We start from the raw sequence: 26,134 nt of genomic DNA on the forward strand, positions 1-26,134 counted from the left end.
TTAGAAAACTGTATGTGGAAAAACGAGTTCATCACTGATTGAAAGTGATGCAAGTATTACACTAAAAAAAGTGGAGGGAACAATATGAAAATCACAATAGTAGGGGCGGGGCACGGCGGAACGACGATTGCTGCTGACTTGAAACGTAAAGGTCACATTGTCACTTTGCTAAAGACTTCTAAAGGTTTACACAACGAGCATTTTGAGTATTTGAAAGCTAATCAAGGTGAAATCACAATTGTGGATGGTATCGCAGAAAATACGGTACATCTGGACGCAGTGACGACGAACGTTGAAACAGCAATAACAGATGCCGAGATGATTATTATTTATGTCCAGACAAATTACCATGAACAGGTCATTGAACGAATTCTACCATTTATGAATGAAGACCAAATTGTGTTACTTGAGCCAGGTTATTTGTCGACGGCTTACTTTTTGAAACATGAAAGAAATAAAAACTTCACAATCGTAGAAGCACAAAGTTCTCCAATTGACTGTAGAATTATCGAACCTGGAAAAGTAAAAGTTTTATTTAAAAACGTACGAAATCCTGTTGCAATTTTCACCGAAAAAGATAAAACAATTATTGAAAAAAAATTAGATGAACTTCAATATAATTTCATCTATCTCGATTCGGTGATTGAAGCAGCTCTTCATAACCCAAATCTAATTGTCCATACAATTGGTGGAATTATGAGTATGCCTAGAATTGAATATACAGAAGGGGACTACTGGATGTACAAAGAGGTGTTCACGCCTCACGTCTGGAATATGGTAGAAAGTCTCGACAAAGAAAAAATGGATGTGCTTGAAAAAATCGGTGCGAAAAGGATACCTTATGTAGATGCATGTAGATTCCGGAATTTTGAGGATCAGACAATAGATTCAAAAGAAGCATTTATAACTTATGCGAAAAATAGTTCGCCAGAAGGTCCATTTGTTGCAGATTCGAGATTCATTACTGAAGATGTTCCAGAAGGTCTTGTATTACTGGAATCGTTGGGTCAGATGTTAGACGTTGAAACCCCAACTTGCACAGGTTTGATCAACATAGCTTCAGCGGCACTAACTACAGACTTTAGGCAAGATGCTAGAACCGTAGAGTTACTTGGAAAAGAAAATTTAGAGAAAATAATTGGTTCACTTACTATTTCAGTAGGTTAATAATTTAATTAGAAAAACCACTTTTAAGGAATGTAAGTTCCTTGAAAGTGGTCGTTTTAATGTTCAATTTTAAATTTCTCTAGACAACTTTTGCATATACACAGTTTTCTTAATTGGTCAGGTGGTACTTGGTTGAAAATCTCTCTAGGAAAGCTTTCTTCGTTACACCAACATATACCTAAAGACTTGTCTTTGGAGTTGCAACAATTATTACTTTGGTTACAAAGTGGACACGTTTCATTTAGTACTTTTGACATATAGGATCACCTTTTCTATGCACTATGTTTTGATTTATTGGATTATAGAAAGCTCAACTATTAGTATAGCACTTCTTAAAGTAGTTTGAATTGTGGTAAGATAGTGTTAATTAGAATGGAGTGATGGGTTTGAAGAACTATAATCTTTTTAGGTCGCCGCAATTGACTGTATACGGCCAAAATGCATTTAATCGGGTAGGTATAGAAACATCCCTTAGAGGAATGAGGGCCCTTATTGTAAGCGATAAAATTATGGAAAGCCTCGGTTATGTAGAGAAGTGTGTTGATTTTCTTCGGACGGAAAATGTGCAAAGTGAAATATATACGGGAGTCAATTCGGAACCGACGGATCTGTATGTCGAAGAATCGCTAGCTTTATTTAAAGAGAAACGTTGTGATGTCATTATTTCACTAGGCGGTGGAAGTTGCATCGATACCGCAAAAGCAGTCGCTGTATTAGCTACGAATGGTGGCTATATAGGTGATTATATGGGCGGTGTGAAAGATGCTGCAATTTCTCCAGTGCCGCATATCGCTGTACCGACGACTGCTGGAACAGGTTCAGAGGTAACCGATGCAACTGTCATTACGAATGTCAGCAATGATGAAAAAATGATGATTAAACAACGAGCCTTTATGCCCGCGGTTGCGATTGTCGACCCGTTGTTGTCGATGTCATCGCCTAAAAAAGTAACGGCGGCTACTGGAGTGGATGCGCTAAGCCATGCGGTGGAAGCTTATTTGTCGAAAAGGGCACAGCCGATGACGGACAATTTGGCATTGTCCGCGATAAAATTAATTGTGTCAAACTTAAAGCGAGTATATGAAAATCCAGATGATGTGGAAGCAAGAGAGGCCATGTCAACGGGGTCGATGTATGCAGGAATGGCCTTTTCGAATGCTTCCGTTTGTCTTGTACATGGAATGTCACGACCGATAGGGGCACTTTTCCATGTACCGCACGGTGAATCGAATGCGATGTTACTTCCAGCCGTTCTTGAATTTAGTAAAGAAGCATGTAAAGAAAGGCTTGCAACAATAGGAAGGATTTTTAGCGAAGACGCGAATAAAATGGACATTGACGGAGCGTCTAATTTTGCAGTAGAGCAAATTAGAAATCTTTGTATGGATCTTAACATACCTAACTTGAAGGATTGGGGAATTGAACAAGATAAATATGAAAGCGTCATTCGTAAAATGGCCTCGGACGCAGTAAAGAGTGGAAGTCCGAACAATAATCCACGCATTCCTACACAAAGTGAGATTGAAGAATTATACCGAATTTGTTATGACTATCAATTTAGCGGAAGTGGAGTATTTTGAGGGAGTTACCCGACTATTCTAATTACATTTGAGTATATTAACCAAAAAAGTTACCTAGGAAGGGTACATCTCCTCCTAGGCAACCTTTTGAATTTCATTTAAATCTCTTTCCGCATAGCCGAAGAGGGGATGTTAAGTTCTTCTCGGTATTTACTAATTGTTCGTCTTGAAATGGTAATCTCTTTTTTTGCCTCGAAATAATCAGCTATTTTTTGATCCGAAAGTGGCTTGATTTTATTTTCATTCGCAATTATATTTTTCAAAAGTGCTTTTACTTTTGTTTGTGAAATACTATTTCCATCGGTGGTTTCTAACTTGGAAGTAAACAACATCCGAAGGTCAAAAGAGCCGATAGGTGTCTGAATTACTTTATTTGTAGTAGCCCTACTTACAGTAGATTCATGCATATCAATTTCGGTCGCAATTTCTTTTAAGGTTAAAGGTTTTAGCGCGATAAAACCATCTCTGAAAAATTGTTCTTGCTTATTAATAATCACTTTCACAATCCTTGAAATTGTTTGACGCCGTTGTTCGATACTGCTTAATAACCACTTGTAATTCGACAATTTATTATTAATATATTTTGCAGTATCATCGTTCGTTTTAAGTAAGGGAGAATATTCATTATTAAAATGAATTGTGGGCAAATACCCATCATTTATGTAATATGAAATGCCTTCTCCTTTATTTTCTACAATTATATCCGGGTTCAAATACTCGGCGGTAAAATCGGACATATAAGAGCACGGTTTAGGATTAAGCGTTTTAATAAAATCGGAAATCTCCTTTACTTCAGCTAATGAAAGATTCATAAGGGAAGCAATTTCGTTCCATTTTCTGTTCGCTAGTAAGCTTAAGTAATTGTCGACTAGGCTTTCTGCCAACTTTTGTTCTGGGTATTCATAAGTTATTTGCAAGAGCAAACATTCTTTTAAGCTTCTTGCGCCTATCCCGATTGGACCCAGTTGTTGCAGAAGGTGAATCCCCCTAGTGATTTCTGTTTCGCTAAATGTAGAACTTGGATCGGGATCATCATTAAATCGTAAATAACCATTATCATCGATATTAAATAAGATGAATCCGACTAATTTTCGATCCTGGATATCTTCATATAAAAACCTAGCCTGTTCAAATAACTTGTTTCGCATTCCTATGTCATTGCTTTTTATATAGTCTAGCGGCGATGTAGATGAGTTCGTTGAACTTGAGTTTCTATTTAATCGTTCTTTATATGTATCGTCGTTTGTTTGTTCTTCTAATTCGATTAAGGGGTTATCTAACTCCTGCTCTTTTATGTAGTCATAAAGCTCATATGTAGAATATTGAAGTAGCTCAATGGCTTGTCTTAATTCGACTGTCATTCTTAAAGTGAGTTCTTGTCTTTGTTGGAGAACCATTTTCAATTTCTTCTCCTCCTTGATAAATTAGTATGTGCAAGCGGTTACACTCTCTTCATTATAACATAGACTGATAACTTAATTCATTTTGAAAATTCTTAGAAACTCTTCTTGTGTTCTTCTTTAGCGCTTATATTTTATAGAAGGAACATGAATCTTGCCCCTTTTTTTGAGGCTAGTGTACTATTTGAATCGATTATGAACGGTGAACCGGATAAAGCAAAAAAGGCAATGTGGAGTCATCTTCAATCGATAAAAACTCGCCACATGTATGAATAGGAGGTGTGAAAATGGACAGGCAAAGAGAGTTGATTATTGGAAAGCTTGTCGAAGCAGTCGGTGATACTTCAAGGGTATTAACAGAAGTCCATGATTTGTTTAGCTATTCTTTTGATGCTTCTTTTGGTGTTTATAAACCAGACTTTGTTTGCCAACCGATGGCAACAATTGAGGTTGTCGAAATTGTTAAATTGGCGGGGCAATATGAACTACCAATTGTTGCAAGAGGGACAGGCACCAGTTTGAGCGGTGGTCCGCTCCCTGTTAAAGGTGGAATTGTACTCGACTTTTCTTTGTGGAATACGAAGCTTGAAATCGATCCAGATAACTTAGTCGCAATTGTTTCACCAGGTGTTATTACTGCAAACATTAATGCAAAAGCTGGTGACTTTGGACTTATGTATCCTCCCGATCCAAGTAGCGCGCACGTTTCAACAATCGGTGGAAATCTTGCTGAAAACGCAGGTGGACCGAGGGGGTTGAAGTATGGTGTAACGAAAGACTATGTTCTTGGGCTTGAAGTAGTAACAGCGCAAGGAAAAGTCATTCGAACTGGTGGCAAGACTGTGAAAAATGTAACGGGATATGACCTCACGAAGTTAATTGTCGGTTCAGAAGGTACGTTAGGCATAATTACAGAGGCAACCTTGAGGCTTATTCCAAAACCGATGGCTACGAAAACAGCTATGGTTTTATTTGATGAAATTGTAGATTCTGGACGTGCGATATCTAAAGTACTTCGTTCAGGTATTATGCCTTCGAAAATGGAAATAATGGATCGGCATTCGATTATTGCTGTTGAAGAATATGCTTCTCTTGGATTGCCTACGGATGTTGAGGCGATCCTTTTAATCGAGTTGGATGGTCATCCGCTTGCGTTGGAAGATGAAATGGAGATTGTGTCAGATGCTTGTATGGCGGTCAACGCAAGACGCGTGCAAGTGGCAAAGAATGATCAAGAAGCCGAGCAGTTATGGCAGGCAAGAAAGCTTGTTTCACCGGCAATCGTCAAAATCAAACCGACAAAAATTTCAGAAGATGCAACTGTTCCCCGCAGTAAAATTCCGGAAATGTTTCAACGTTTAAAGGAAATCCGAGAAAAATATAATATTCATCTAGTCGTTTTTGGTCATGCGGGAGATGGAAATTTGCATCCGAATATTATTGCTGATCAGCGTGATGAAAAAGAGATGCGTCGAGTTGAACAGGCCGTGGAAGAAATCTTTGAAGCAGCGGTAAGTCTTGGGGGAACCTTGTCAGGTGAGCATGGAATTGGTCTTATGAAATCACCATTCATGGAAATGGAATTAGGTACAGACGGTTTACACATGATGAAACTGATTAAAGAAGCTTGGGACCCACAAAATATATTAAATCCGGGAAAGATTTTTCCAGAATCGGGGCAAAGGTTTGAGTTGCGAAATGATTAATGAAAAAGAATTAAGAGAGAAACTAGCTTATGATGAGACGTTCAGTTGTGTTCAATGTGGATATTGCCTACCCGCCTGTCCTACATACATGTCCTTTGGGAAAGAAACACATTCGCCAAGAGGTAGAATTAATCTAGTCAAAATGGCTGCCGAAGGGAAGATTTCGATTCATGATATGGCAAATCCAATTGATCTTTGCTTAGGTTGTCGAGCTTGTGAAACGGTCTGTCCGACGAATGTGGAATACGGTAAAATTCTTACTTCGGCTGTAAATGTATTAGCTGAATATAGGGAGAAAGACCGCAGACGTAGGGGAAAAGCGTTAAGAAATATTGTATTCCATCATACATTACCAAATAAAAAAGTACTGAAACTGATGGGGCAGGGGCTTTATATTCTTCAGAAAACGAAAATGATTAACGTTGTAAGAAAATCTAAACTATTATCAGTCTTACCTTCATCGATTAAACGCATGGAATCGATTACGCCTGAAGTTAAACTTCCATTGAAAAGAAACAGTACTATTTCTTTAGAAAAGAATCCTGGACGTTTACGTATTGGATATTTCCCGGGCTGTGTAATGGATACATTTTTTGCGAATGTGAATGATCTTGCAATTAAACTTCTAGAAATGGGCGGTTGCGAAGTTGTTACGATAAAAGAGCAAGGATGTTGTGGCGCCCTTCAACATCATGCGGGTGAAAGGAATCAGGCAATAGCCCTCGCCAAAAAGAATATTGAAGCGTATGAAAAATACGAACTTGACCACATCGTTAATGCCATTGGAGGATGTGGTGCCGCTCTAGTCGAATATCCACTGTATTTCGATGAATCCGATCCATGGTTTAAACGAGCAACGGATTTTGCTGAAAAGAATCAAGATATCAGCGTTATTTTGTCGAAACTCGGATTGTCGTTCACAAAAAGCATCAAAAAATACGTATCTTATCAGCCATCGTGTCATTTAACGAACGTCCAACGTGTTACTGATGAACCTTTGCAAGTGTTACAAAGTATTCCAGGTATTACGTATGTGGAAATAGAACAAAAAGATATGTGCTGTGGCTCAGCCGGAATATACAATATTGTTCATCATGAAGAGTCAATGCTAGTTCTTGACGATAAAATGAAACATGTAAAAAAGATAGTGCCTGAAGTAATCGTTACGACGAACCCAGGTTGTCACCTTCAATTAGTATTAGGTGTGAAGCGTGAAGGCTTGCAGGATAAAATTGAAGTTGTTCATCTTGTAGAAATAATTGCAGAGTCTTGTGGAATTAGCTGAAGTAAAAATGGGGGATATCTAATGAAGGATTATTTAATTATTGGTGGGGGAATTGTAGGTTTAGCAGTAGGAATGACCATTCTTGAAAGAAACCCCAAGGCGACCCTTACAATATTAGAAAAAGAATCGGGACTTGCCCAGCATCAAACGGGACATAATAGCGGGGTTATTCACTCGGGAATTTATTATAAGCCGGGAAGTTATAAAGCGAAGTTTGCTAAAGCAGGTAGCGAAAGTATGCGCGATTTTTGTCGGAAGAACGAAATTGCTCATGATATTTGTGGGAAAGTAATTGTGGCCACGAATAAAAAAGAGTTGCCTGAACTTGAGAAGCTTTACGACAGGGCACTCCAGAATGGCCTTGAAGTTACTAAACTAAGTAAAGAAGAGCTATTTGAGAAAGAACCTCACGTAAATGGAGTCCAAGCAATTCATCTTCCAGCGACGGGAATTGTAAATTATAAAATGGTTGCGGAAAAAATGGCGGCTCTGATTCGTGATGCTGGAGGGGTAATCGAGAATAACGCCGAAGTGAAGGCAATTGATGAACAGTTTAATGAAATAACAGTTGAAACAACAAATGAAACATACAAGGCAAAGTTTCTGATCAATTGCGCCGGACTGCATAGTGACCGAATAGCGAAGATGGCGGGCTATTTAATAGATATGAAGATTGTTCCTTTCCGAGGAGAATACTTTATGCTGAAAGAGTCCAAAAGACCACTTGTTAAAAACTTAATATATCCAGTGCCAAACCCAGACTTTCCGTTTTTAGGGGTGCATTTCACACGAATGATTGATGGGCAAGTCGATGTAGGACCAAATGCCGTTCCGGGTTTTAAAAGAGAAGCGTATAATAAGTTATCTTTTAATTTACGTGATTTTAGTGAAATGATTACGTACCCGGGCTATTGGAAAATGGGGTTGAAAAATTCTAAAGAAGGTATAGAAGAAATCATTCGGTCGTTTAGCAAAAAAAAGTTCGTTGAGAACGCCCGTAATCTTATTCCAGATATTTCGGAAGATGATTTGATCCCGGCTCCGGCCGGTGTAAGAGCCCAAGCGCTTAAAAACGATGGTAGCATGGTAGACGATTTCTTTATTATTAACGGACGCAGTAGTGTTCACGTATGTAATGCACCTTCACCGGCTGCAACCGCGGCATTGGAGATTGGAAAAGAAATTGTTGATAAAATCGAACGGATAAAAAACCGTTAAAAGTATAAAAAAGGTTCGTAATAAACTAACTATTTATTGTAGAAACGCTATTCAACATAGTCTTATTGCTGTATCCTTAAGGTATGAATGGCATTGTTACTAGTAGATTGCCAAAATTCGTCTGAGAAGGGTATGAAGCGTTATGAATACAGTTTTTATTGCGGGGCATGCGAGGTTGCCGGCGGGAATGGCGGCACAAAATATGTATGAAACATTGACAATTACGGCAGAAATCGACAAAAAGTATGGCGTCATTGTTACGGCAAGTTGTACGTTAGCGACAGTGCATGGACAAGAGTTTGTTCACAATATGTTGCGTGGGCATAGTTTACAAGATGGTATTGAAAAACCGTTGGAAGTTGTGAAAAACCATTACTTAGGGAAGGCTGGAAATGCGTTAATGTCTGCCTTAAAGGACTTATATAAGCATTATGAAGCATACACAACTTCGAGAGTTTAATTGTAGAATATTTGAACGAATTAAATTATTTAGTTTACAAACTTGAAATTATGTACTAGTATTGGAAGTAAGGAATCATGTCGAAACGTTTAAACGTTCATTACACATGATCAGCATTACGGAATATGAAAAGCCAATACTGCCTAATCTGCAGAAAGTTCTTACCAGAACTTCTCATCGCAGATAAAAAGCCAGTTCATCATGACTAACAGCGAATCTGTGGTCTTTTTGAATTGGCTTTTTGGTTTGAAGAAAGGGCGTGAAGGTTTGGCTGGGGCATTAAATAATATTAAAGTTCTCGATTTGTCGCGTGTTCTTGCAGGCCCTTATTGTACGATGATTTTGGGAGACTTGGGTGCGGAAGTCTTAAAGGTGGAAGCGCCTGGTGGGAGCGATGAAACGCGTAAATGGGGACCCCCATTTAAAAATGATGTCAGTGCGTATTATTTAAGTGCGAATCGAAACAAAAAAGCAATTACTGTAGATTTGAAATCCGAAGAAGGCGTCGAGATCATTAAAAAACTTGTCCTCGAAAGCGATGTCATTATTAACAACTTCAAAACGGGGACGTTGGATCGTTTTGGCTTAGGTTATGATGTGCTTGAAAAACTCAATCCTCGTATTGTCTATTGCTCGATCACAGGTTTTGGTGAAACGGGTCCGGAAAAAGATATGCCCGGATATGACTTTATCATTCAAGCGATGAGCGGGTTAATGAGCATCACGGGTACGAAAGAATCAGGACCGCAAAAATACGGTGTTGCGATTGTAGATGTATTGACTGGGCTGTATGCATGCATTGGAATTCAGGCGGCATTGCTTGAACGCGTACAATCGGGAAAAGGGCAGAAGCTTGATATTTCGCTTTACGATACAGCGGTAAGTTCGTTAGTTAATATCGGGAGTAACTATTTGATGGCTGAAAAAGTTCCATCAGCTCTTGGAAATATACATGCAAATATTGTTCCCTATCAGACGTTCAAAACATTAGATAGTGAAATGGTGATTGCGGTCGGAAACGACAACCAATACAAGGCACTTTGTAATGTATTGGGTAAACCCGAGTACGCAACGGACGAACGTTTTCAGACGAATCCAAAGCGTGTGGAGTACAGGGATATAATTGTTCCTTTATTGCAAGAGGCTTTTTTAACGAAAGAAACGGCGTATTGGCAGGAACAATGTAAAAAGAATAATATTCCGAGTGGCCCGATTCAGAACTTGGAAGATGTTGTGAATGATAAACAACTTCAATCGCGCGACATGTTCATTACGCAGGAACATCCAACGGCGGGGCCTATTAAAATGATAGGTAGTCCACTTAAGTTATCGAGGACACCTGTTCAAATGAAATACCATCCACCGAATCCGGGGGAACATAATGATGAAATCTTAAGTCGATTAGATCTTAAACAAACAACTTAAAAAAAGGGAGAGATTATATAATGAATTTTTCATTTTCAGAAGAGCAGAATATGTTACGTAGTACGGTAAGAGGATTTGTCGATAAGGAAATTATGCCACATATCGGTGATTGGGACCGTGCAGGCCAATCGGATCCAGCAATTTACACAAAGCTTGCGGCACTCGGAATGATGGGCGTTTGTATACCAGAACAATACGGTGGAAGCGGAATGGATTACAATTCATTAGCAATCGTTTGTGAGGAACTAGAGCGCGGAGACACAGCTTTCCGTACGGCTGTATCGGTTCATATCGGTTTAAACAGTTTGACACTATTGCAGTGGGGAAATGAAGAACAGAAACAAAAGTATTTGGTTCCACAAGCAAAAGGTGAAAAAATCGGTGCATTTGGTTTAACTGAACCAGCGGCAGGTTCGGATGTAGCGGCACTTGAAACAACTGCTGTGAAACAAGGAGATCACTACATTTTAAATGGACAAAAAACATGGATTTCTCTTTGTGATATTGCGGATAACTTCCTAGTTTTCGCTTATACAGGAGACAAAGCAGATAAACATAAAGCAATTTCTGCATTTATCGTAGAGCGCACATGGGAAGGTTTTTCTTCGAAAGCTACAAAAGGAAAACTCGGAATCCGTGCTGGAAATACAGGGGAGCTATTCTTCGAAGATGTTAAAATTCCAAAAGAGAACTTGCTTGGCCAAGAAGGCGAAGGGTTCAAAATTGCGATGGCGGCACTTGATAATGGACGCTTCACTGTAGCAGCAGGCGCTGTTGGGCAGATCATGGCTTGTATCGAAGCAAGTGTTGAGTATTGCCATACACGTGAAACATTTGGAAAACAAATTGGTAGACACCAACTTGTCCAACAAATGATTGCCAAAATGGAAGCAGGATTCCAAATGAGTAGTTTGCTCGTTTACCGTGCAGGCGTACTGAAAAATGAGGGGAAAAGAAATACGCGAGAAACGTCACTTGCGAAGTGGCAGGCTTGTGATTTTGCGAACCAAGCAGCGGATGATGCCGTTCAAATACATGGAGCTAATGGCTATTCAGATGAGTTCCCAGTAGAACGCTATTTACGTAATTCCAAGGCACCAGTCATTTACGAAGGAACACGCGAAATCCATACAATCATGCAAGCAGAGTACGTATTGGGCTATCGTGAAGATAAACAGCTAAACCAAATGCTTCCTGCTTGGGAAGAAGAACTAATTAAATCATAAACTGAAAAAGTGGGTGTCATCTGTAGATGTTTTACAGATGGCACTTAATTTTACATACAGTTGTAAGCGTTTTCAACTAAGGATGTACATTTTGCGAAATTTGTTGAAAGATGCTTTAAAATACTTAAGGCAAGCTTTCCGTCTCTATAATTAGAAAATATTGAATTGACTTTCAACTAAAAGCGAGTTATATTGACACCTAGCAACAACGATTTCACATGTAAAGTATTTCGTCGCTACTTACTTCCCGTGAAGCGCAAGCAATCTATGCCAACAAAAACTGTAGAGTCTACTGATTAAAAAGTAGATTGTGACCAGTTAAATTACTTCAATTACGATTGGATAATTTGCCTGGTTATTTTTATGAAAAAGAAAGCATGCTCGTTAGCGGGAAGATAAAAAGTAGTTGGATCACTGTTTTGAAGGAAAACCATACTAGGAGGGGATTTATAATGGAAGACTTAACAGCATTGGACAAGAGGCATTTTATTCATCCGATATTATCAAGCAAGGACCGACAGGAAAAGTGAACGTTTTCAGCATTGGTACATAAAACTTAAATTGGAGGAATAATATCATGAAAAAAAATCTATCGTTTATTAGTATGATCATAGCAATATTTCTACTGCTTGCGGCTTGTAATGCCGATAATGACGGGAAAGCAACTAATGATATAAACACAGGTAGTGGAGATAAAGCAGAAGATAGTAAGACAAATGGTGATGATTATGCAGATGCCCTTAAAGGTGAATTTATTACGATTCTTTCGGGTGGTTCATCGGGAGTCTACTTTCCTTTAGGTGGAACAATGGCTAAAATCTATCAAGATTTGGGCGCTAAATCTAATAGTCAATCTACTGCTGCATCTGCGGCGAATGCGACAACCTTGAACCAAGGTAAAGCAGAAATTGGTTTCTCCATGGGTGACGCTGCGGCTGATGCTTATGAAGGGATTGACAGCTTCGAAGAACAAGGTGCACAAGAAAATATTCGGTCGGTTGCATCACTTTACACAAATTATATGCAAATCGTTGCAATTGCTGGATCTGGTATTAAAACAATTGAAGATTTAAAAGGTAAAAGGGTTGCAGTTGGTGCGCCGGCATCCGGAACAGAAATAAGTGCTAAACGTATATTTGCTGCTTACGGTATGACGTACGATGATATTAAAGCGGACTATCTATCCTTTTCAGAAGGTGTAGAAGGAATGAAAAACGGAAATATTGATGCAGTTGTTATTTCTTCCGGACTTCCAAACGCTGGAGTTTTAGAGCTAGCTACAAGCAAAGATATTGTAATTGTGGAAATCGAAGAAGATAAAGTTTTAGAAATGCAAAAGGATTATCCAACATTTTTCCCGACAATTGTCCCCAAAGATGTTTACGAGGGAATGGAAAAAGACGCGAATACGCTCGGTGTCAACAACGTTTTAATTACACATAAAGATGTTTCTGACGATGTTGTATATGCAATGACAAAAGCGTTGTTTGAAAATATTGATCAACTACAAAATAGTCACAACGCAGCTAAGGATATAGATGTAAAAAAAGCATTAGAAAGTCTTCCCGCACCTCTTCATCCGGGAGCGAAAAAGTACTTCGATGAAGAAGGAGTTACGGAGTAATTCCACTGCTATATGAAAAAGTTTATAATAATTATGCTTTTCTTATTGGTTGGAACCGGAACTTTTATTATTCCGGTCCAATCCGGTTTTTTATTAACAATAAATGAAAAAGAAACTGTTCTTTTTGTACCGAATAAAACAAAGGAAATGACCGTTGGATGGCGTCATTCAGTGGAGTTGACTCCATGGGAAGAGACGTATCAAGTTATAGAAAAAGGAAACTTGTCCCTTGAATCAACGATTTATATGTCCTATGGAGCAGGTACTCCAGATACGGAAGGGGTAGTAGAGCTGCTTCCGAATGGTTTTATGCGTGTTACGGGAATCGAACGAATCATCCCAAGTTACTCACTTATGTATATTCCAATATCACAATACTATGTGAAAATTAATAACAAAAAGTATATACTGAGCGATTTTGTCCCTGAATATGAAAATGTTAAAATTCATTATAAAGTTTTGAGATTGCATGATTGGATTTATTTAAAATTTAAAGGGCGAGGGTGATAGTTAGATGAGTAAAGAATATCTTGATAAACAAATAGATGATCCACCAGAAATTGATAGTCAAAAAATTATGGAGAAGTTTGATACGGAATCACGTTACAGGAACCTAAATATTCGCTGGATGGTTCAGCTCGTTACAATATTATCTGTTGGTTTAGCTCTATTTCATCTTATTACTTCATTTACGGGACCCTTTATTACGTTACAACATAGGGCACTTCATACAGGTGTGATTATGGCCCTTGTATTTCTGTTATATCCGTCTAGAAAAAAAGCACCACAACAACGGGCAACAATTATTGACTTTTTGTTGGCCATCTTATCTATTGCAACAATTGTTTATATATTTGTAGATTACCTTGGTATTGTTCAACGTGCCGGACTTCCAAATCAATCCGATCTTATTTTTAGTTTCTTGATGGTGATGCTAGTTCTTGAAGGTGGACGCCGTGTAGTAGGAACGGGATTAACGATATTAAGTTCTCTATTTTTACTGTATGCATTTTTCGGACCATACTTACCAGCAGTAATCGCACACCGTGGTTATTCATTCGATGACATCATTACGTATATGTATTTAACGACAGAAGGAATTTATGGAACAGCAATCGGGGTTTCAGCAACATATATTTTCTTGTTTGTTTTATTTGGCGCCTTCCTGAACCGAACAGGTATGGGACAACTATTTAATGATTCAGCCATGGCGATTGCGGGTAAAAGTTCAGGTGGACCTGCAAAAGTGGCGGTAATTTCCAGTGGGTTTCTAGGTTCTATCAATGGATCGGCAATTGCTAACGTTGTAACGACAGGGGCATTTACGATACCGCTTATGAAAAGAACTGGTTATTCCAAAAACTTCTCCGGCGCGGTTGAAGCAGCCGCTTCCGTTGGTGGACAAATACTTCCGCCTGTAATGGGAGCTACAGCATTCATTATGGCGGAGACATTAGGAATGAAATACTCTGAAATTGCGCTTGCTGCAATAATTCCAGGATTACTATATTACATTGGAGTAATTACAGTTGTTCATTTACGTGCGAAAAAACTTGGTTTAATGGGATTATCCGCAAAAGAACTTCCGAATATAAAAGAAGTTATGAAAGAAAGAGGACATCTATTAATCCCACTCTTCATATTAATTTATATGCTATTTGGAGGATTTACACCCATTTACGCTGCGGCTTGGGCAATTATTTCAACAGTTGTCGTGGCCATGTTCAGAAAGTCGACACGAATGACTATTAAAAGTATCGCTCAGGCACTCGAAGAAGGAACACGTGCTGCACTTGGAGTAGCAATGGCTTGTGCGATGGTGGGACTTATTGTTGGTGTCGCATCACTTACAGGTTTCGGTTTGAAAATGACTTCGGCAATCTTAATTTTAGGACAAGATACACTTATTCTGACATTGTTCTTTACGATGCTTGCATCGATTGTTTTGGGAATGGGTCTTCCATCGATTCCGACGTATATTATAACGTCATCTATGGCAGCTCCAGCTTTAATGCAATTTGGAATAGAACCTTTCGTTTCACATATGTTCGTGTTCTATTTTGGTGTTTTTGCAAACTTAACACCCCCAGTGGCGCTTGCGGCATTCGCTGGAGCAGGGATAGCTGGTGGGGATCCGAACAAAACCGGATTTATTTCGCTTAAACTTGCAGGAGCTGGAATTCTTGTTCCGTACGTATTTGTTTATGCACCTGCACTTCTTATGCAAAATGCCGGGTGGGGAGAAATTGCCTGGGTTTCCATCACAACATTAATTGGAATTCTAGCACTTGGAATTGCATTTGAAGGTTATCTCTTTACGGAAATGACTTCCGTTTTTCGGGTAGTTGCTGGAATTAGTGCACTTTCATTGGTGATACCAAACGTTGCGACAGATGCAATAGGACTTGGTTTGTTTGCTGTATTAATCCTCGTTCAGTTTATCCGGAGAAAGAAAGAGTTCGTTGCAATCACATAAAATAGTAGAAAACCAAAACAGAAGGCACTAAAAATGTGTGAATATGTTCATAAAAGACAATTAAAACCTAGTAAAAGTCCTTGGGGTCCTGAAGATGAAATTGGTCGTCTGAATCTGATTGCTTCTGAATCAAAAGAAAAAGTAATGAAATCGATTGATATGACAAGAACATTCTAAAGGAGCGACTGGTGCACCACTTCAACCAATCGTATTTCCAATCGCAAAATAACCTTAGAAAGTATGTGAGAAGATGGAAACCGGATTCAAGACATATACAATCGCGGAATTAAGTGAACTAATTAAAAGTAAGAAAGTGTCGCCTGTTGAACTTGTGCGGGAGACTCTTGATGATATTAAAGGAAAAGATGGGCTGTTAAATTCATTTATTACAGTGATGGAAGAACAAGCACTAGAGGCTGCTCATTTGGCAGAACAGCAGATGATGAATTCGGACATAAAAAGTCCGCTTCACGGGATTCCAATTGGCGTGAAAGATATGATTGATACAAAAGATTGTCGAACGACGATGGGGTCCAGTTTATATGAAAACTTTTGTCCGATAGAAGATGCAACGGTTGTTACTCGTTTGCGGGATGCAGGGGCAGTTGTGATTGGTAAACTAAATACGCATGAATTTGCTTACGGAACAACCGGTGATATATCTCACTTCGGTCCGGTGCACAATCCATATGATCTAACTAAAATTACAGGCGGATCGAGTAGCGGTTCGGGAGCAGCTATTGCGGCGGGTTTATGTTACGGGGCATTAGGGACGGATACAGGAGGTTCAATTCGGATCCCTTCGTCGTTCTGTAATGTCACGGGAATGAAACCGACGTTTGGTTTAGTAAGTGCGAATGGTATCTATCCGCTTAGTAAAACGATGGATCATCCGGGTCCAATGACGAAAACGGTGCATGATAACGCACTCATGTTAAATGCACTCGCGGGATTTGATTTGAACTATCAATTTTCAGTTCGACGAAGTGAGGAAGATTACACGTCTCGAATGGCCGAGGGATTGGCCGGGGCTATCATTGGGGTTCCGACATCTTTTTTCTTTGACGGAATTGATGATGAAATAAAAGAAGCTATAGACTTAGTACTTTCTGTTTACCGAAGTCTTGGAGCGGAAATCAGACCGATTGATTTGCCGAATCTAGAAAAGTACATGCATGCACATCGAGTCATACTTCAAAGTGAAGCGTACTCTGTCCATAAGGAACATCTCGAGAAATACACAGATACTTGGAAAAGTGAAGTGATTGAACGACTACTTGCTAGTTCCAATGCCACTGCATTTGAATATATTGAAGCCCAAACTTTAAAGAGAGAAGCAATGGCCCAATTTGCGGATGTCTTTAAAGAAATAGACGTTCTAATTACGCCGGTTACTTCTGTAATGCCAACGACTATTGGTGAAAGAAACATATCGATAAATGGAGAAACAGTTCACGTCTTTTCTATGTTAAACAAATTATCAGGCCTCGCAAATCTAACAGGTCTCCCGGCAATGTCAGTACCAAGTGGATTTTCAAAAGATGGTATGCCAATTGGTTTTCAATTAATAGGAAAAGCATTCGACGAAAGCAATTTGTACCGTTTTGCATATGCCTATGAACAAGAACTTTTGTCGGACGTCGGTTCGTAAAAGGTTAGTTTGCGAAGTTTGTCGAAATGTTTTTTGGATATTTAAGGCTATCTGTTGTATAATTAGTTAGAAAATACTGAATTATATTTCGACTTGAATCGGGCTATATTGACTCTTAAGAACAACGATTTCACATGTAAAGTAGTTTGTCACTACTTACTTCCGGTGAAACGCAAGCAATCTATGCTAACAAAACTGTAGAATCTACTGATCAAAAAGTAGATCGTGACCAGTTAAATTACTCCAATTACGATTGGATAATTTGCCTGGTTATTTTTATGTAAAAAGAAGATATGTCTATTAAAAGATAGCTAAAAGGGGGGAGATAATTTGTCGAATTATCGTTTTGCAGTCGATGTTGGAGGTACGTTTACCGATGTATTTGTTTTTGATGAAAAAAAGAAAGAAATGTTTATTACAAAAGTAGCCTCCACGCCTTCGAGTCCTGAAAAAGGGATTATGGAGGGCGTTCGAAAAACTGGGTTATCTGGTAAAGACATATTGCAATTTTCACATGGCACAACTGTTGGAACGAATGCCTTAATCGAAAGGAAATTGCCTAAAACTGCACTTGTTACAACAAAAGGCTTTCGCGATGTAACTGAAATACGTGATGGGACAAGATTGGATTTATGGGATGCATATAATGATGTTGCGCCGCCTTATATTAAACGTCGCGACCGATTTGAAGTAACTGAACGAATGGATTATACGGGCACTGTGTTGGAAGAGATTGATCCTGAAGAAGTGCGAACTTTAGCTATTAAACTAAAAAAACGCGGTGTTGAATCAGTTGCGATTTGCTTTATTAATGCGTATATCAATGGAGAAAATGAAGTTTTGGTGAAAAAGATTCTTCAAGAGGAATTGGGCGACGTCTATATTTGTGCATCGAATGATGTGTTACCCGAAATATTTGAGCATGAACGAATGAGTACAACAATTGTTAACGCTGTACTTGGACCGACTGTCAGCAATTATATTAAAAGGCTAGAAGGGGAAATGGAAGAAGAAGGTTATGAAGGGGATATATTAGTCCTTCACTCCGGCGGAGGTGTGATGACTTCTGAAACTGTGCCTCGATATGCCGCGCGCTTAGCGAGTTCGGGAATTGCAGCAGGTGCGATTGCGAATAAAATATTGCCGAAGTCTACCAGGCAATACCGGGATATGCTTATGGAAAGAATGGTGCCGCACTGGAGCTAAGTACTACATCAAGACCATACTAGGGGGAATTTATAATGGAAAACTTGATCGAATTGGACAAAAAGCATTTTATTCATCCGACATCATCTATCAAGGACCAACAAGCAAAAGGGGCAAAAATCATTATCGAAAAAGGAGAAGGCATCTATTTAACGGACAAGACGGGGAAAGTATTTATCGATGCGATGTCTTCGTTATGGAATGTCAATATTGGACATGGACGAAAAGAGTTGGGCGAAGCTGCGAAAGAGCAGATGGATAAACTAGCATTTAGTTCTGCATTTTCAACGTTCAGTCATGAGCCAATTATTCAGTTGGCGAAAAAGATTGCTGATCTAGCACCACCAAGCTTAAACGCAACGTTTTTTACTTCAGGCGGTTCGGAATCGAATGATTCTGCGTTTAAACTAGTTCGTCACTATTGGAGAATTCAAGGTCAACCTGAACGAAATAAAATTATTTCTCTTAAGCGTGGGTATCACGGAGTTGCTGCGGGTTCGACAAGTGCAACGGGAATTCCAGAGTTTTGGGATATGGCGGGTCAACAACAAACTGGGTTTGTCCATGCAGAAACACCTTACTGGGAAGGAACTGAAGGGTCTATTGCTTCCATTCGGGCGGTAATTGAAGCGCAGGGCCCTGAAACGATTGCGGCATTTATTGCTGAGCCGATTCAAGGGGCGGGTGGAGTTCTTATTCCACCAAATGATTACTTTAAAGAAATTCGAACAATTTGCGATGAATACGGCATTGTATTTATTGCAGATGAAGTAATTACTGGGTTTGGTCGAACAGGGACGATGTTTGGACTTGAACATTGGGGTGTTGAACCAGACATGATGACGTTTGCAAAAGGGGTCACGAGTGGTTACTTCCCACTAGGCGGCGTCATCGTATCGGACAAAATCCACGACGTTCTAAAAGAGAAGTCGGAAGGGACATTGTTCCACGGATTTACGTACAGTGGGCATCCAACAGCAGCTGCAGTGGCGTTGAAAAATATTGAAATCATTGAAAATGAAGGACTTGTTGAGAACTCTCGTAAAATGGGCGAGCTGTTACTCGAAGGGTTCAAAGAGATAAAAGCGGGCTTAAAAATTGTTGGGGATGTTCGTGCAGTCGGTCTACTTGGGGCAGTCGAGCTTGTTGAAGATCCTAAAACAAATAAACGATTTTCTTCGGATTTGAAGGTTGCGGCGAAAGTGATTGAGGCGTTGCATGAACGCGGCGTTATCTGTCGCGCGGTTACTTATGAGAGTACGGATATTATTTGTTTCTCACCACCGCTAACAATTAACGAAGAACAAATCAAGACACTTGTAGAGAAATTACATGATTCGATTGCATCAGTCGAAAGTGAATTAAGTGTCAATATATAAAATTTACTATATATGTTGAACTTATGAATCAGAACATGAATCCAGCACAGATGTCTACCGGTATAGCCGAAGCGATAATACTAGGGAGGGATATAGTATCAATCCCTTCCTAGTGGTTTTCTAGTTGGCTTATCGTGCGGAGGCATCTCCTAGCGCCAAGCGAATTTAGAAGGATCCTTTATTTCAACGCTATATAGATGAATTCCATTTTTACTTCAACTGGGGGGAACGTAATGGAAGATCAGAAATTATTGAAAGTATTGGGGAATAGGGACGTTCTTGCTTTAGCATTTGGTGCGATGATTGGTTGGGGATGGGTCGTAACTGCGGGTCTTTGGATCACTGAAGCCGGATCAGTAGGAGCGATTATAGCTTTCTTAATCGGGGGAATGATGGTTGTATTTGTTGGACTTACCTATGCAGAATTGGCTTCAGCCATTCCGCTCGCAGGTGGGGAATTGTTTTATACATTTAAAGCGATGGGAAGACTTCCATCCTTTATAACCACCTGGGCAATTGTGCTTGGGTATGTGTCTGTAGTTGCTTTTGAAGCGGTTGCACTTCCTACTGTATTTGAGTACATCGTTCCCAATTACAGTGTTGGGTATATGTATACAATTGCGGGATGGGATGTCAACTTCACTTGGGTAGCAGTAGGCGTACTCGGCTCGATATTCATCGCTTGGGTTAACTTTAAGGGGATTAAGTTAGCAAGTTTCGTTACGTTTCTTCTAACATTATTAATAATAATAGCCGGGGTTTTGTTAATTACCGGTAGTTCAATCGCGGGAAATGCTGCAAATATGCAGCCATTGTTTGAACAGGGTTCCGTTGGAATATTAATCGTTCTTATAATGACGCCGTTTATGTTTGTTGGTTTTGATATTATTCCACAAGCGGCAGAAGAAATTAATCTACCGAGGAAAAGAATTGGTCAATTATTAATTTTTTCCGTTATTCTTGCCATCGTTTGGTACATAGCCATTATATTTGGTGTGTCACGTGTCCTGACTCCAACGGAAATAAACAATTCAAACTTAGTTACAGCCGATGCAATGGCAAAAGCTTTTGGCGGCAGTAAAATGATGGGGAACATCCTTGTACTCGGCGGGGTGGGCGGTATTTTAACAAGCTGGATTGGTTTCTACGTTGGTGGAAGTCGCGCGATTTATGCACTTGCGAAAGCTGGAATGCTTCCTGCATTCCTTGGGGATTTACATCCAAAACATAACACGCCTCATAAGGCAATTATGTTAATCGCTGTACTGACAACGATGGCCCCGTTATTTGGTCGACCAGCCCTCGTTTGGTTAGTCGACGCGGGTGGACTTGCCTTAGTCATTGCTTGGTTCATGGTTGCGGCATCGTTTTTAATTCTCCGAAAGAAGGCGCCGGAGATGGAACGACCATTTCTTCTTCGCGGAGGTAATGTAGTTGGTTGGGTAGCTGTACTTATGTCAGTCGGTATTTGTATTTTGTATATGCCAGGAATGCCGTCAGCGCTTATTTGGCCGTATGAGTGGGTCATTGTTATTGTGTGGGCTTTATTAGGAACCATTTTTTATAAAGTATCGATGTCCAAATATGGAACCGCGAATTCGGACGCGCATATGAACAACGAGTTAGACCGTATTTTCAAAGAAGGTAACGAATAAAAAAATTGAAATTCATTCAAATAAATAAGTTGGGGAGTGCAAACTAAATGAGAAATAATTTAATGTACATTAACGGGGAATGGGTCGGGAAAGATCTTGAGAAATTGGAAGTTGTTAATCCAGCGAATGGTCAAGTTGTTGGGACGGTTCCAATTGGTGGAGAAGCTGAAGCGAATGAGGCAATTGACAGCGCACATGAAGCTTTTCAAACATGGTCACAAACGACTGCTTATGAACGAGCGACGTATTTGAAAAGATTGAATGATCTTATTTTGAAAAACCAAGAAGAATTGGCGCAAGTGATGACGATTGAAATGGGCAAGCCAATTAAAGAATCGAGGGGGGAAGCAGCCTCCTCCGCCACATATATTGAATGGTTTGCGGAAGAAGGGAAACGAATTTATGGTGAAACGGTACCTTCCCATATCGCGAATAAACGAATGCAAGTTTGGAAAAAACCTGTTGGGGTAGTTGCCGCAATTACGCCGTGGAACTTTCCAGCGGCTATGTTAACACGTAAAATGGGTCCGGCTTTGGCAGCGGGTTGTACAATTGTTATTAAACCGTCCGGGGAAAGTCCGTTGACGGCAGTTAAGTTAGTAGAGTTATGCGAAGAAGCTGGTTTTCCAAAAGGTGTTGTGAACTTAGTGACGGGTTCTTCATCGAAAATCGGAAAAGCGATGATGGAAAACGATAAAGTCCGAAAAGTAACATTCACTGGATCCACCGAAGTCGGTAAGCTGTTAATAAGACAAAGTGCAGATCAAGTGAAACGCCTATCTATGGAGCTTGGTGGACATGCACCAATCATTGTTTTGGATGACGCCAATGTAGAGACTGCCGTAAAAGGTGCGATTGCTTCGAAGTTTAGAAATGCGGGTCAAACTTGTGTTTGTGGAAATCGGATTTATGTGCAATCTGGCATTCACGATGAATTTGTGGAGAAATTTACGGCTGCTGTAAAGCAATTGAAAATAGGGGACGGCATCAATGATGAAGTAGATATTGGTCCATTGATCAATCAAAGCAGTGTGGACAAAGTATCTCGTCACGTTGAAGACGCCGTTTCTAAAGGTGCATCTTTGTTAACGGGTGGAAAAGAGTTAACAGATGAAAACGGAACTTTTTATACGCCAACGGTCATTAGTGGAGTTGATCCATCAATGATTATTATGCAAGAAGAAACATTTGGACCGGTTGCCCCGATTCAAAAAATCGAGACGATAGAAGAAGCCATTCAATTAGCAAATGATACAGAATATGGATTGGCAGCTTATGTTTTCACTGAAAGTGTTTCTAAAGGAACGCTTTTAATCGAAAAATTGAATTTTGGAATTGTTGGTTGGAATGATGGCACGCCGTCAGCTGCGCAAGTTCCTTTTGGTGGCATGAAAGAAAGTGGATTAGGTAGAGAAGGCGGACACGAAGGATTGGAAGCGTTCTTGGAGACGCAGTATGTGGCGATTGGAATGGATTAACTAATATATATGTTGAACATATGAATACGTTTATAAACTGAGCGTAGGCGCCTTACGAGGTGCAGCCGAAGCTTATTTGACGGAATTCTTTAGTTCAGTTCATAGATGAAGACTTCTGGGACTCCGGCAGATTTAGAAACTTTCGGAGTCGTAAGTGTTAATAACGGATTCACATTATACAAAAGAGCCGGTAGACTATTTCCTAGTCTACCGGCTCTTTTTGCTTATACGTTCTCTTTGATTTTCGCCTCACTGAATTCCATGCAAAGTTCTGCAACGAATGCGCATTTCTCCGTGAATTTATTGAAAAGGATATGTTCGTTTCTTGCATGTGCACCGTCTCCTGGGATGCCTAGTCCGTCAATGGTAGGAATACCAAGCGGAGAGGTGAAGTTGCCGTCACTACCGCCGCCAACGCTAGATTCAGTGATGTTCATGCCGAGTTTTTGACCTGTACGTTGTGCAAGTTCAAATAGTCGTTTATTTTTCTCGTTTTTTTCAAGTGGTGGTCGGTTGATGCCGCCTTTGATTGATAAAGATACTCGATCGTCTTCAGCTGTTAACGATTGAATCACTTTCTCAATACGTTCGCCTTCCTCAGCGGAAGTTATTCTAAAGTCAACTTCAATCTTCGCTTTTTCAGGGACGACATTACTCGTTGAACCTCCATGAATTGTTCCTACGTTTACGGTCGTTCCAGTGGAGTAGTCCGTTAGCTTTTCAAGCTTCACAATAAGCTTTGCAATTTCAACGATGGCATTCACGCCGTCTTCGTGGTGATTTCCTGCATGTGCACTTTTACCAGTCACTTCGATATCGAATCGACCGACGCCTTTTCGTTCAGTTTTTAGTGCGTCTGTATGTGCTTCCGCTGGTTCCATAACGAAAACTGCATCGCATGTTTTGGCGACGGTTTCAATGATGTCTCTAGAAGATTCACTTCCCGTTTCTTCATCTGCGGTAAAGAGAAAAACGGGTGAGAAAGGAAGTTCTTTTTCTACGTGCAGTAACGAATCGATTGCCCAAATCGAAGAAATAAGTCCGGCTTTCATATCGAAAATACCTGGTCCGTATATCGTATCGCCTTCTTCTACAATTTGTAATTCGCCTTTATTCCAAACGGTATCGTAATGGCTCATTAAAAGAATTCGGGGTTTCGAATCGTCTTTGATTTCATAAAGGAGATGGGTTCCATTTCCTTCTGATTTGAATTCTTGTAATGTAAACCGATCCGCAAAATGTTTCTGGAAGATTTCTTTTACTACTAGCTCACATTCTTTTAACAATTGAATATCGTGGCTTGGTGATTCTGCTTTGACAAGTGTAAGTAAATCTTGTTTAATATGCTCTTCATTGGCAAATAAAAATGTATGGCTCGTCTCTGTACTCATTATGTGCACCTCTTTGTAGTAGTTATTGTCTACCTTTCATTATACAGACAAATCTACCTAGTTCAATAACTCGGGAGAAGACTATTGACTTGAAAATGGATTACGAATAGTGTGATAAGTAAGTTAAAGCAAAAGGGTTAACTTATTCGGGAATTTTAAGAGGGGGAAAGAATAAATGGTAAAACAACTAACGAGTGAGCGTTTTGAAAAATTAAAAGAAAAACATCCGAAATTATATGATGCGATTGTTTCAAACTACGAAAAGTTTGTCGAAATTCGTCGGGATTTGCGAAAGCATCCCGAATTAGCTTTTCAAGAAAAAAGAACATCCAAAATTGTTGCTTCTTACTTGAAGTCATGGGGCTATGAAGTACAGGAGGGTGTCGGGGGAACGGGCGTTATTGGTGTTTTGAAAGGACGACAAGCTGGCCGTGTGATTGGGTTACGTGCTGATATGGATGCACTGCCAATGCCAGATGAAATTGACAAAGAATACCGGAGCATCAATGAAGGCGTTGCGCATACGTGTGGACATGATGTGCATACGACAAATTTGTTAGGTGTTGCGAAGGTGTTTTCTGAAATTGGTTTGGAAAAAGGGACACTTAAACTTATTTTCCAACCGGCTGAAGAAGTCGGATTAGGCGCGAAAAAAATGATTGAAGATGGCGTGCTTAAAAATCCGGAAATGGATTTGATTGCGGGACTCCACGTCGCTCCAGTGTTAAAGGTCGGTGAGTTTTCAGTTTCAAACGGCATTTATAGCGGCGGGGCTGTTGATTTATTTGAACTAACGGTTTCAGGAAAAGGTGGGCATGCCGCACATCCACATTTGGCGGTAGACGCTGTCATGATAACCGCACAAGTTCTAGTCGCACTACAACAAATTGTAAGCCGTCAAATTGATCCAGTAGATTCGGTTGTTCTTAGTGTTGGCCAAATCCAAGGCGGTACAAAAGGTACAATTCTACCGGATTCAGTTACTGTCAACGGGACTGTACGCACATTGAATCCGAAGACGAGAGAAGGAATGGAAGAACACATTAACCAAGTTGCAACAAATGTTGCGTCTGCGTTCGGTGGCATATGTGAATTGAAATATGACTACGTTGTTCCATCATTAAAAAATGATGAAGAATCAAAAGAGTTTTTCGTTCGTACAACAACTGCTACATTTGGCTCGGATGCCGTTCTTTTTTCCAATCCGTCAATGGGCGGGGAAGACTTCGCCTTTTTCTCCCAAGAAGTACCCTCTGTGTTTTTCCGATTAGGTACAAACTCAGGGGCCTCAACATCCAATGGGATTCACACTACCGAATTCAATGTAGACGAAGAGGCGATGATGTTTGGAATTGGTGCATTTTGTAATTTAGCAATTACTTATTTGGGTGAAAAATAAAGTATCCGATTTTATATACATTGAACTAACGAATCTAAACTTCTGGTTCAATAGGGATGCCTTATTGAAACACGTCCATATAAGTGAAAAAAGTTATCCCCATCTATGGTTTGCACATAGATGGGGATAACTTTTGTAGAAAATCAAGAGGATATTTTAATAATATTACCTAAGGAACGGCTGTTGATTTCGGTTTCTAATAATTTTATAAAGTCGTAGTTCAGACCTAAATTAATCGCATGATAATAGGATTCAATCAACAACTTATCTGACATATTGGCCACCCAAAAACCCCCCTAACTTTTTTCTAGTAAGATGTAATAATCTATGGAATTCATTCATATAATGATAAGTGATCTAGCTGTATCTATAATCTATCAGAAATACAGGTTTGGAACAACCGTTCCT

At 39.7% G+C, this 26,134-nt stretch carries 22 protein-coding genes; 18 read left to right on the forward strand and 4 right to left on the reverse strand.

Features of this window, described 5'->3' with window-relative positions; all coding sequences use genetic code 11:
* Window positions 1-84: 84 nt before the first annotated feature.
* On the forward strand, window positions 85-1,167 hold the full coding sequence (locus tag KSU66_RS02595; protein ID WP_269049863.1) for an NAD/NADP octopine/nopaline dehydrogenase family protein: 1,083 nt from the start codon (window positions 85-87) through the stop codon (window positions 1,165-1,167).
* A 56-nt stretch (window positions 1,168-1,223) separates the two neighbouring features.
* Here KSU66_RS02595 and KSU66_RS02600 read toward each other — a convergent pair whose 3' ends face one another.
* Window positions 1,224-1,424, reverse strand: a complete 201-nt coding sequence (locus KSU66_RS02600; RefSeq protein WP_269049864.1) for a cysteine-rich CWC family protein — start codon at window positions 1,422-1,424, stop codon at window positions 1,224-1,226.
* Window positions 1,425-1,553: 129 nt separating this feature from the next.
* Here KSU66_RS02600 and KSU66_RS02605 point away from each other — a divergent pair, with 129 nt between their 5' ends.
* Window positions 1,554-2,747 (forward strand): iron-containing alcohol dehydrogenase, encoded by a 1,194-nt coding sequence (locus tag KSU66_RS02605; protein WP_269049865.1) that lies wholly within the window; start codon window positions 1,554-1,556, stop codon window positions 2,745-2,747.
* A 98-nt stretch (window positions 2,748-2,845) separates the two neighbouring features.
* On the opposite strand, the gene rpoN is transcribed toward KSU66_RS02605, so the two are convergent.
* Window positions 2,846-4,144 (reverse strand): RNA polymerase factor sigma-54, encoded by a 1,299-nt coding sequence (rpoN, locus tag KSU66_RS02610; protein ID WP_269050154.1) that lies wholly within the window; start codon window positions 4,142-4,144, stop codon window positions 2,846-2,848.
* Between the two features lie 290 nt (window positions 4,145-4,434).
* Here rpoN and KSU66_RS02615 point away from each other — a divergent pair, with 290 nt between their 5' ends.
* From KSU66_RS02615 to KSU66_RS02685, 15 genes are all read left to right on the forward strand, one after another.
* Window positions 4,435-5,853: an FAD-binding oxidoreductase gene (locus KSU66_RS02615; protein WP_269049866.1), complete on the forward strand. Its 1,419-nt coding sequence runs from the start codon at window positions 4,435-4,437 to the stop codon at window positions 5,851-5,853.
* Window positions 5,846-7,138, forward strand: coding sequence for a (Fe-S)-binding protein (locus KSU66_RS02620; RefSeq protein ID WP_269049867.1), 1,293 nt, complete (start codon window positions 5,846-5,848; stop codon window positions 7,136-7,138). The genes KSU66_RS02615 and KSU66_RS02620 overlap by 8 nt, the downstream gene beginning before the upstream one ends.
* Before the next feature lie 21 nt (window positions 7,139-7,159).
* A complete protein-coding gene (gene lhgO, locus KSU66_RS02625; RefSeq protein ID WP_269049868.1) occupies window positions 7,160-8,356 on the forward strand; it encodes an L-2-hydroxyglutarate oxidase in 1,197 nt (398 codons plus the stop codon).
* A 142-nt stretch (window positions 8,357-8,498) separates the two neighbouring features.
* Complete coding sequence (locus tag KSU66_RS02630) at window positions 8,499-8,816, forward strand: DUF3870 domain-containing protein (RefSeq protein ID WP_269049869.1); 318 nt, start codon at window positions 8,499-8,501, stop codon at window positions 8,814-8,816.
* A gap of 267 nt (window positions 8,817-9,083) precedes the next feature.
* Window positions 9,084-10,241: a CaiB/BaiF CoA transferase family protein gene (locus KSU66_RS02635; protein ID WP_269050155.1), complete on the forward strand. Its 1,158-nt coding sequence runs from the start codon at window positions 9,084-9,086 to the stop codon at window positions 10,239-10,241.
* A 20-nt stretch (window positions 10,242-10,261) separates the two neighbouring features.
* Window positions 10,262-11,467 carry an acyl-CoA dehydrogenase family protein gene (locus KSU66_RS02640; protein ID WP_269049870.1) on the forward strand — a complete coding sequence of 402 codons (1,206 nt, stop codon included), beginning with the start codon at window positions 10,262-10,264 and terminating at the stop codon, window positions 11,465-11,467.
* Window positions 11,468-12,044: 577 nt separating this feature from the next.
* On the forward strand, window positions 12,045-13,091 hold the full coding sequence (locus KSU66_RS02645; RefSeq protein WP_269049871.1) for a TAXI family TRAP transporter solute-binding subunit: 1,047 nt from the start codon (window positions 12,045-12,047) through the stop codon (window positions 13,089-13,091).
* A gap of 12 nt (window positions 13,092-13,103) precedes the next feature.
* On the forward strand, window positions 13,104-13,598 hold the full coding sequence (locus KSU66_RS02650) for a DUF1850 domain-containing protein (protein WP_269049872.1): 495 nt from the start codon (window positions 13,104-13,106) through the stop codon (window positions 13,596-13,598).
* A 7-nt stretch (window positions 13,599-13,605) separates the two neighbouring features.
* The gene (locus KSU66_RS02655) at window positions 13,606-15,567 is read left to right on the forward strand and encodes a TRAP transporter permease (protein WP_269049873.1); all 1,962 of its coding nucleotides are present in this window, start codon (window positions 13,606-13,608) and stop codon (window positions 15,565-15,567) included.
* A gap of 33 nt (window positions 15,568-15,600) precedes the next feature.
* The gene (locus KSU66_RS02660) at window positions 15,601-15,744 is read left to right on the forward strand and encodes a hypothetical protein (RefSeq protein WP_269049874.1); all 144 of its coding nucleotides are present in this window, start codon (window positions 15,601-15,603) and stop codon (window positions 15,742-15,744) included.
* A 73-nt stretch (window positions 15,745-15,817) separates the two neighbouring features.
* Window positions 15,818-17,218 (forward strand): amidase, encoded by a 1,401-nt coding sequence (locus KSU66_RS02665; RefSeq protein ID WP_269049875.1) that lies wholly within the window; start codon window positions 15,818-15,820, stop codon window positions 17,216-17,218.
* A 330-nt stretch (window positions 17,219-17,548) separates the two neighbouring features.
* Entirely contained in the window at window positions 17,549-18,424 is an 876-nt protein-coding gene (locus KSU66_RS02670) for a hydantoinase/oxoprolinase family protein (protein ID WP_269049876.1), read from the forward strand.
* A 35-nt stretch (window positions 18,425-18,459) separates the two neighbouring features.
* Entirely contained in the window at window positions 18,460-19,803 is a 1,344-nt protein-coding gene (locus KSU66_RS02675) for an aminotransferase family protein (protein ID WP_269049877.1), read from the forward strand.
* 233 nt (window positions 19,804-20,036) lie between these two features.
* Window positions 20,037-21,458: an APC family permease gene (locus KSU66_RS02680; protein WP_269049878.1), complete on the forward strand. Its 1,422-nt coding sequence runs from the start codon at window positions 20,037-20,039 to the stop codon at window positions 21,456-21,458.
* Between the two features lie 47 nt (window positions 21,459-21,505).
* Window positions 21,506-22,936: an NAD-dependent succinate-semialdehyde dehydrogenase gene (locus KSU66_RS02685; protein ID WP_269049879.1), complete on the forward strand. Its 1,431-nt coding sequence runs from the start codon at window positions 21,506-21,508 to the stop codon at window positions 22,934-22,936.
* Between the two features lie 224 nt (window positions 22,937-23,160).
* Here the strand turns inward: KSU66_RS02685 and KSU66_RS02690 are convergent, their stop codons facing one another.
* Complete coding sequence (locus KSU66_RS02690) at window positions 23,161-24,327, reverse strand: M20 family metallopeptidase (RefSeq protein ID WP_269049880.1); 1,167 nt, start codon at window positions 24,325-24,327, stop codon at window positions 23,161-23,163.
* A 175-nt stretch (window positions 24,328-24,502) separates the two neighbouring features.
* Here KSU66_RS02690 and KSU66_RS02695 point away from each other — a divergent pair, with 175 nt between their 5' ends.
* A complete protein-coding gene (locus tag KSU66_RS02695) occupies window positions 24,503-25,726 on the forward strand; it encodes a M20 metallopeptidase family protein (RefSeq protein WP_269049881.1) in 1,224 nt (407 codons plus the stop codon).
* Window positions 25,727-25,869: 143 nt separating this feature from the next.
* On the opposite strand, the gene sda is transcribed toward KSU66_RS02695, so the two are convergent.
* Entirely contained in the window at window positions 25,870-26,001 is a 132-nt protein-coding gene (gene sda / locus KSU66_RS02700) for a sporulation histidine kinase inhibitor Sda (protein WP_269050156.1), read from the reverse strand.
* Between the last annotated feature and the right edge of the window lie 133 nt (window positions 26,002-26,134).

It is taken from the genome of Sporosarcina sp. G11-34, from assembly GCF_026931025.1.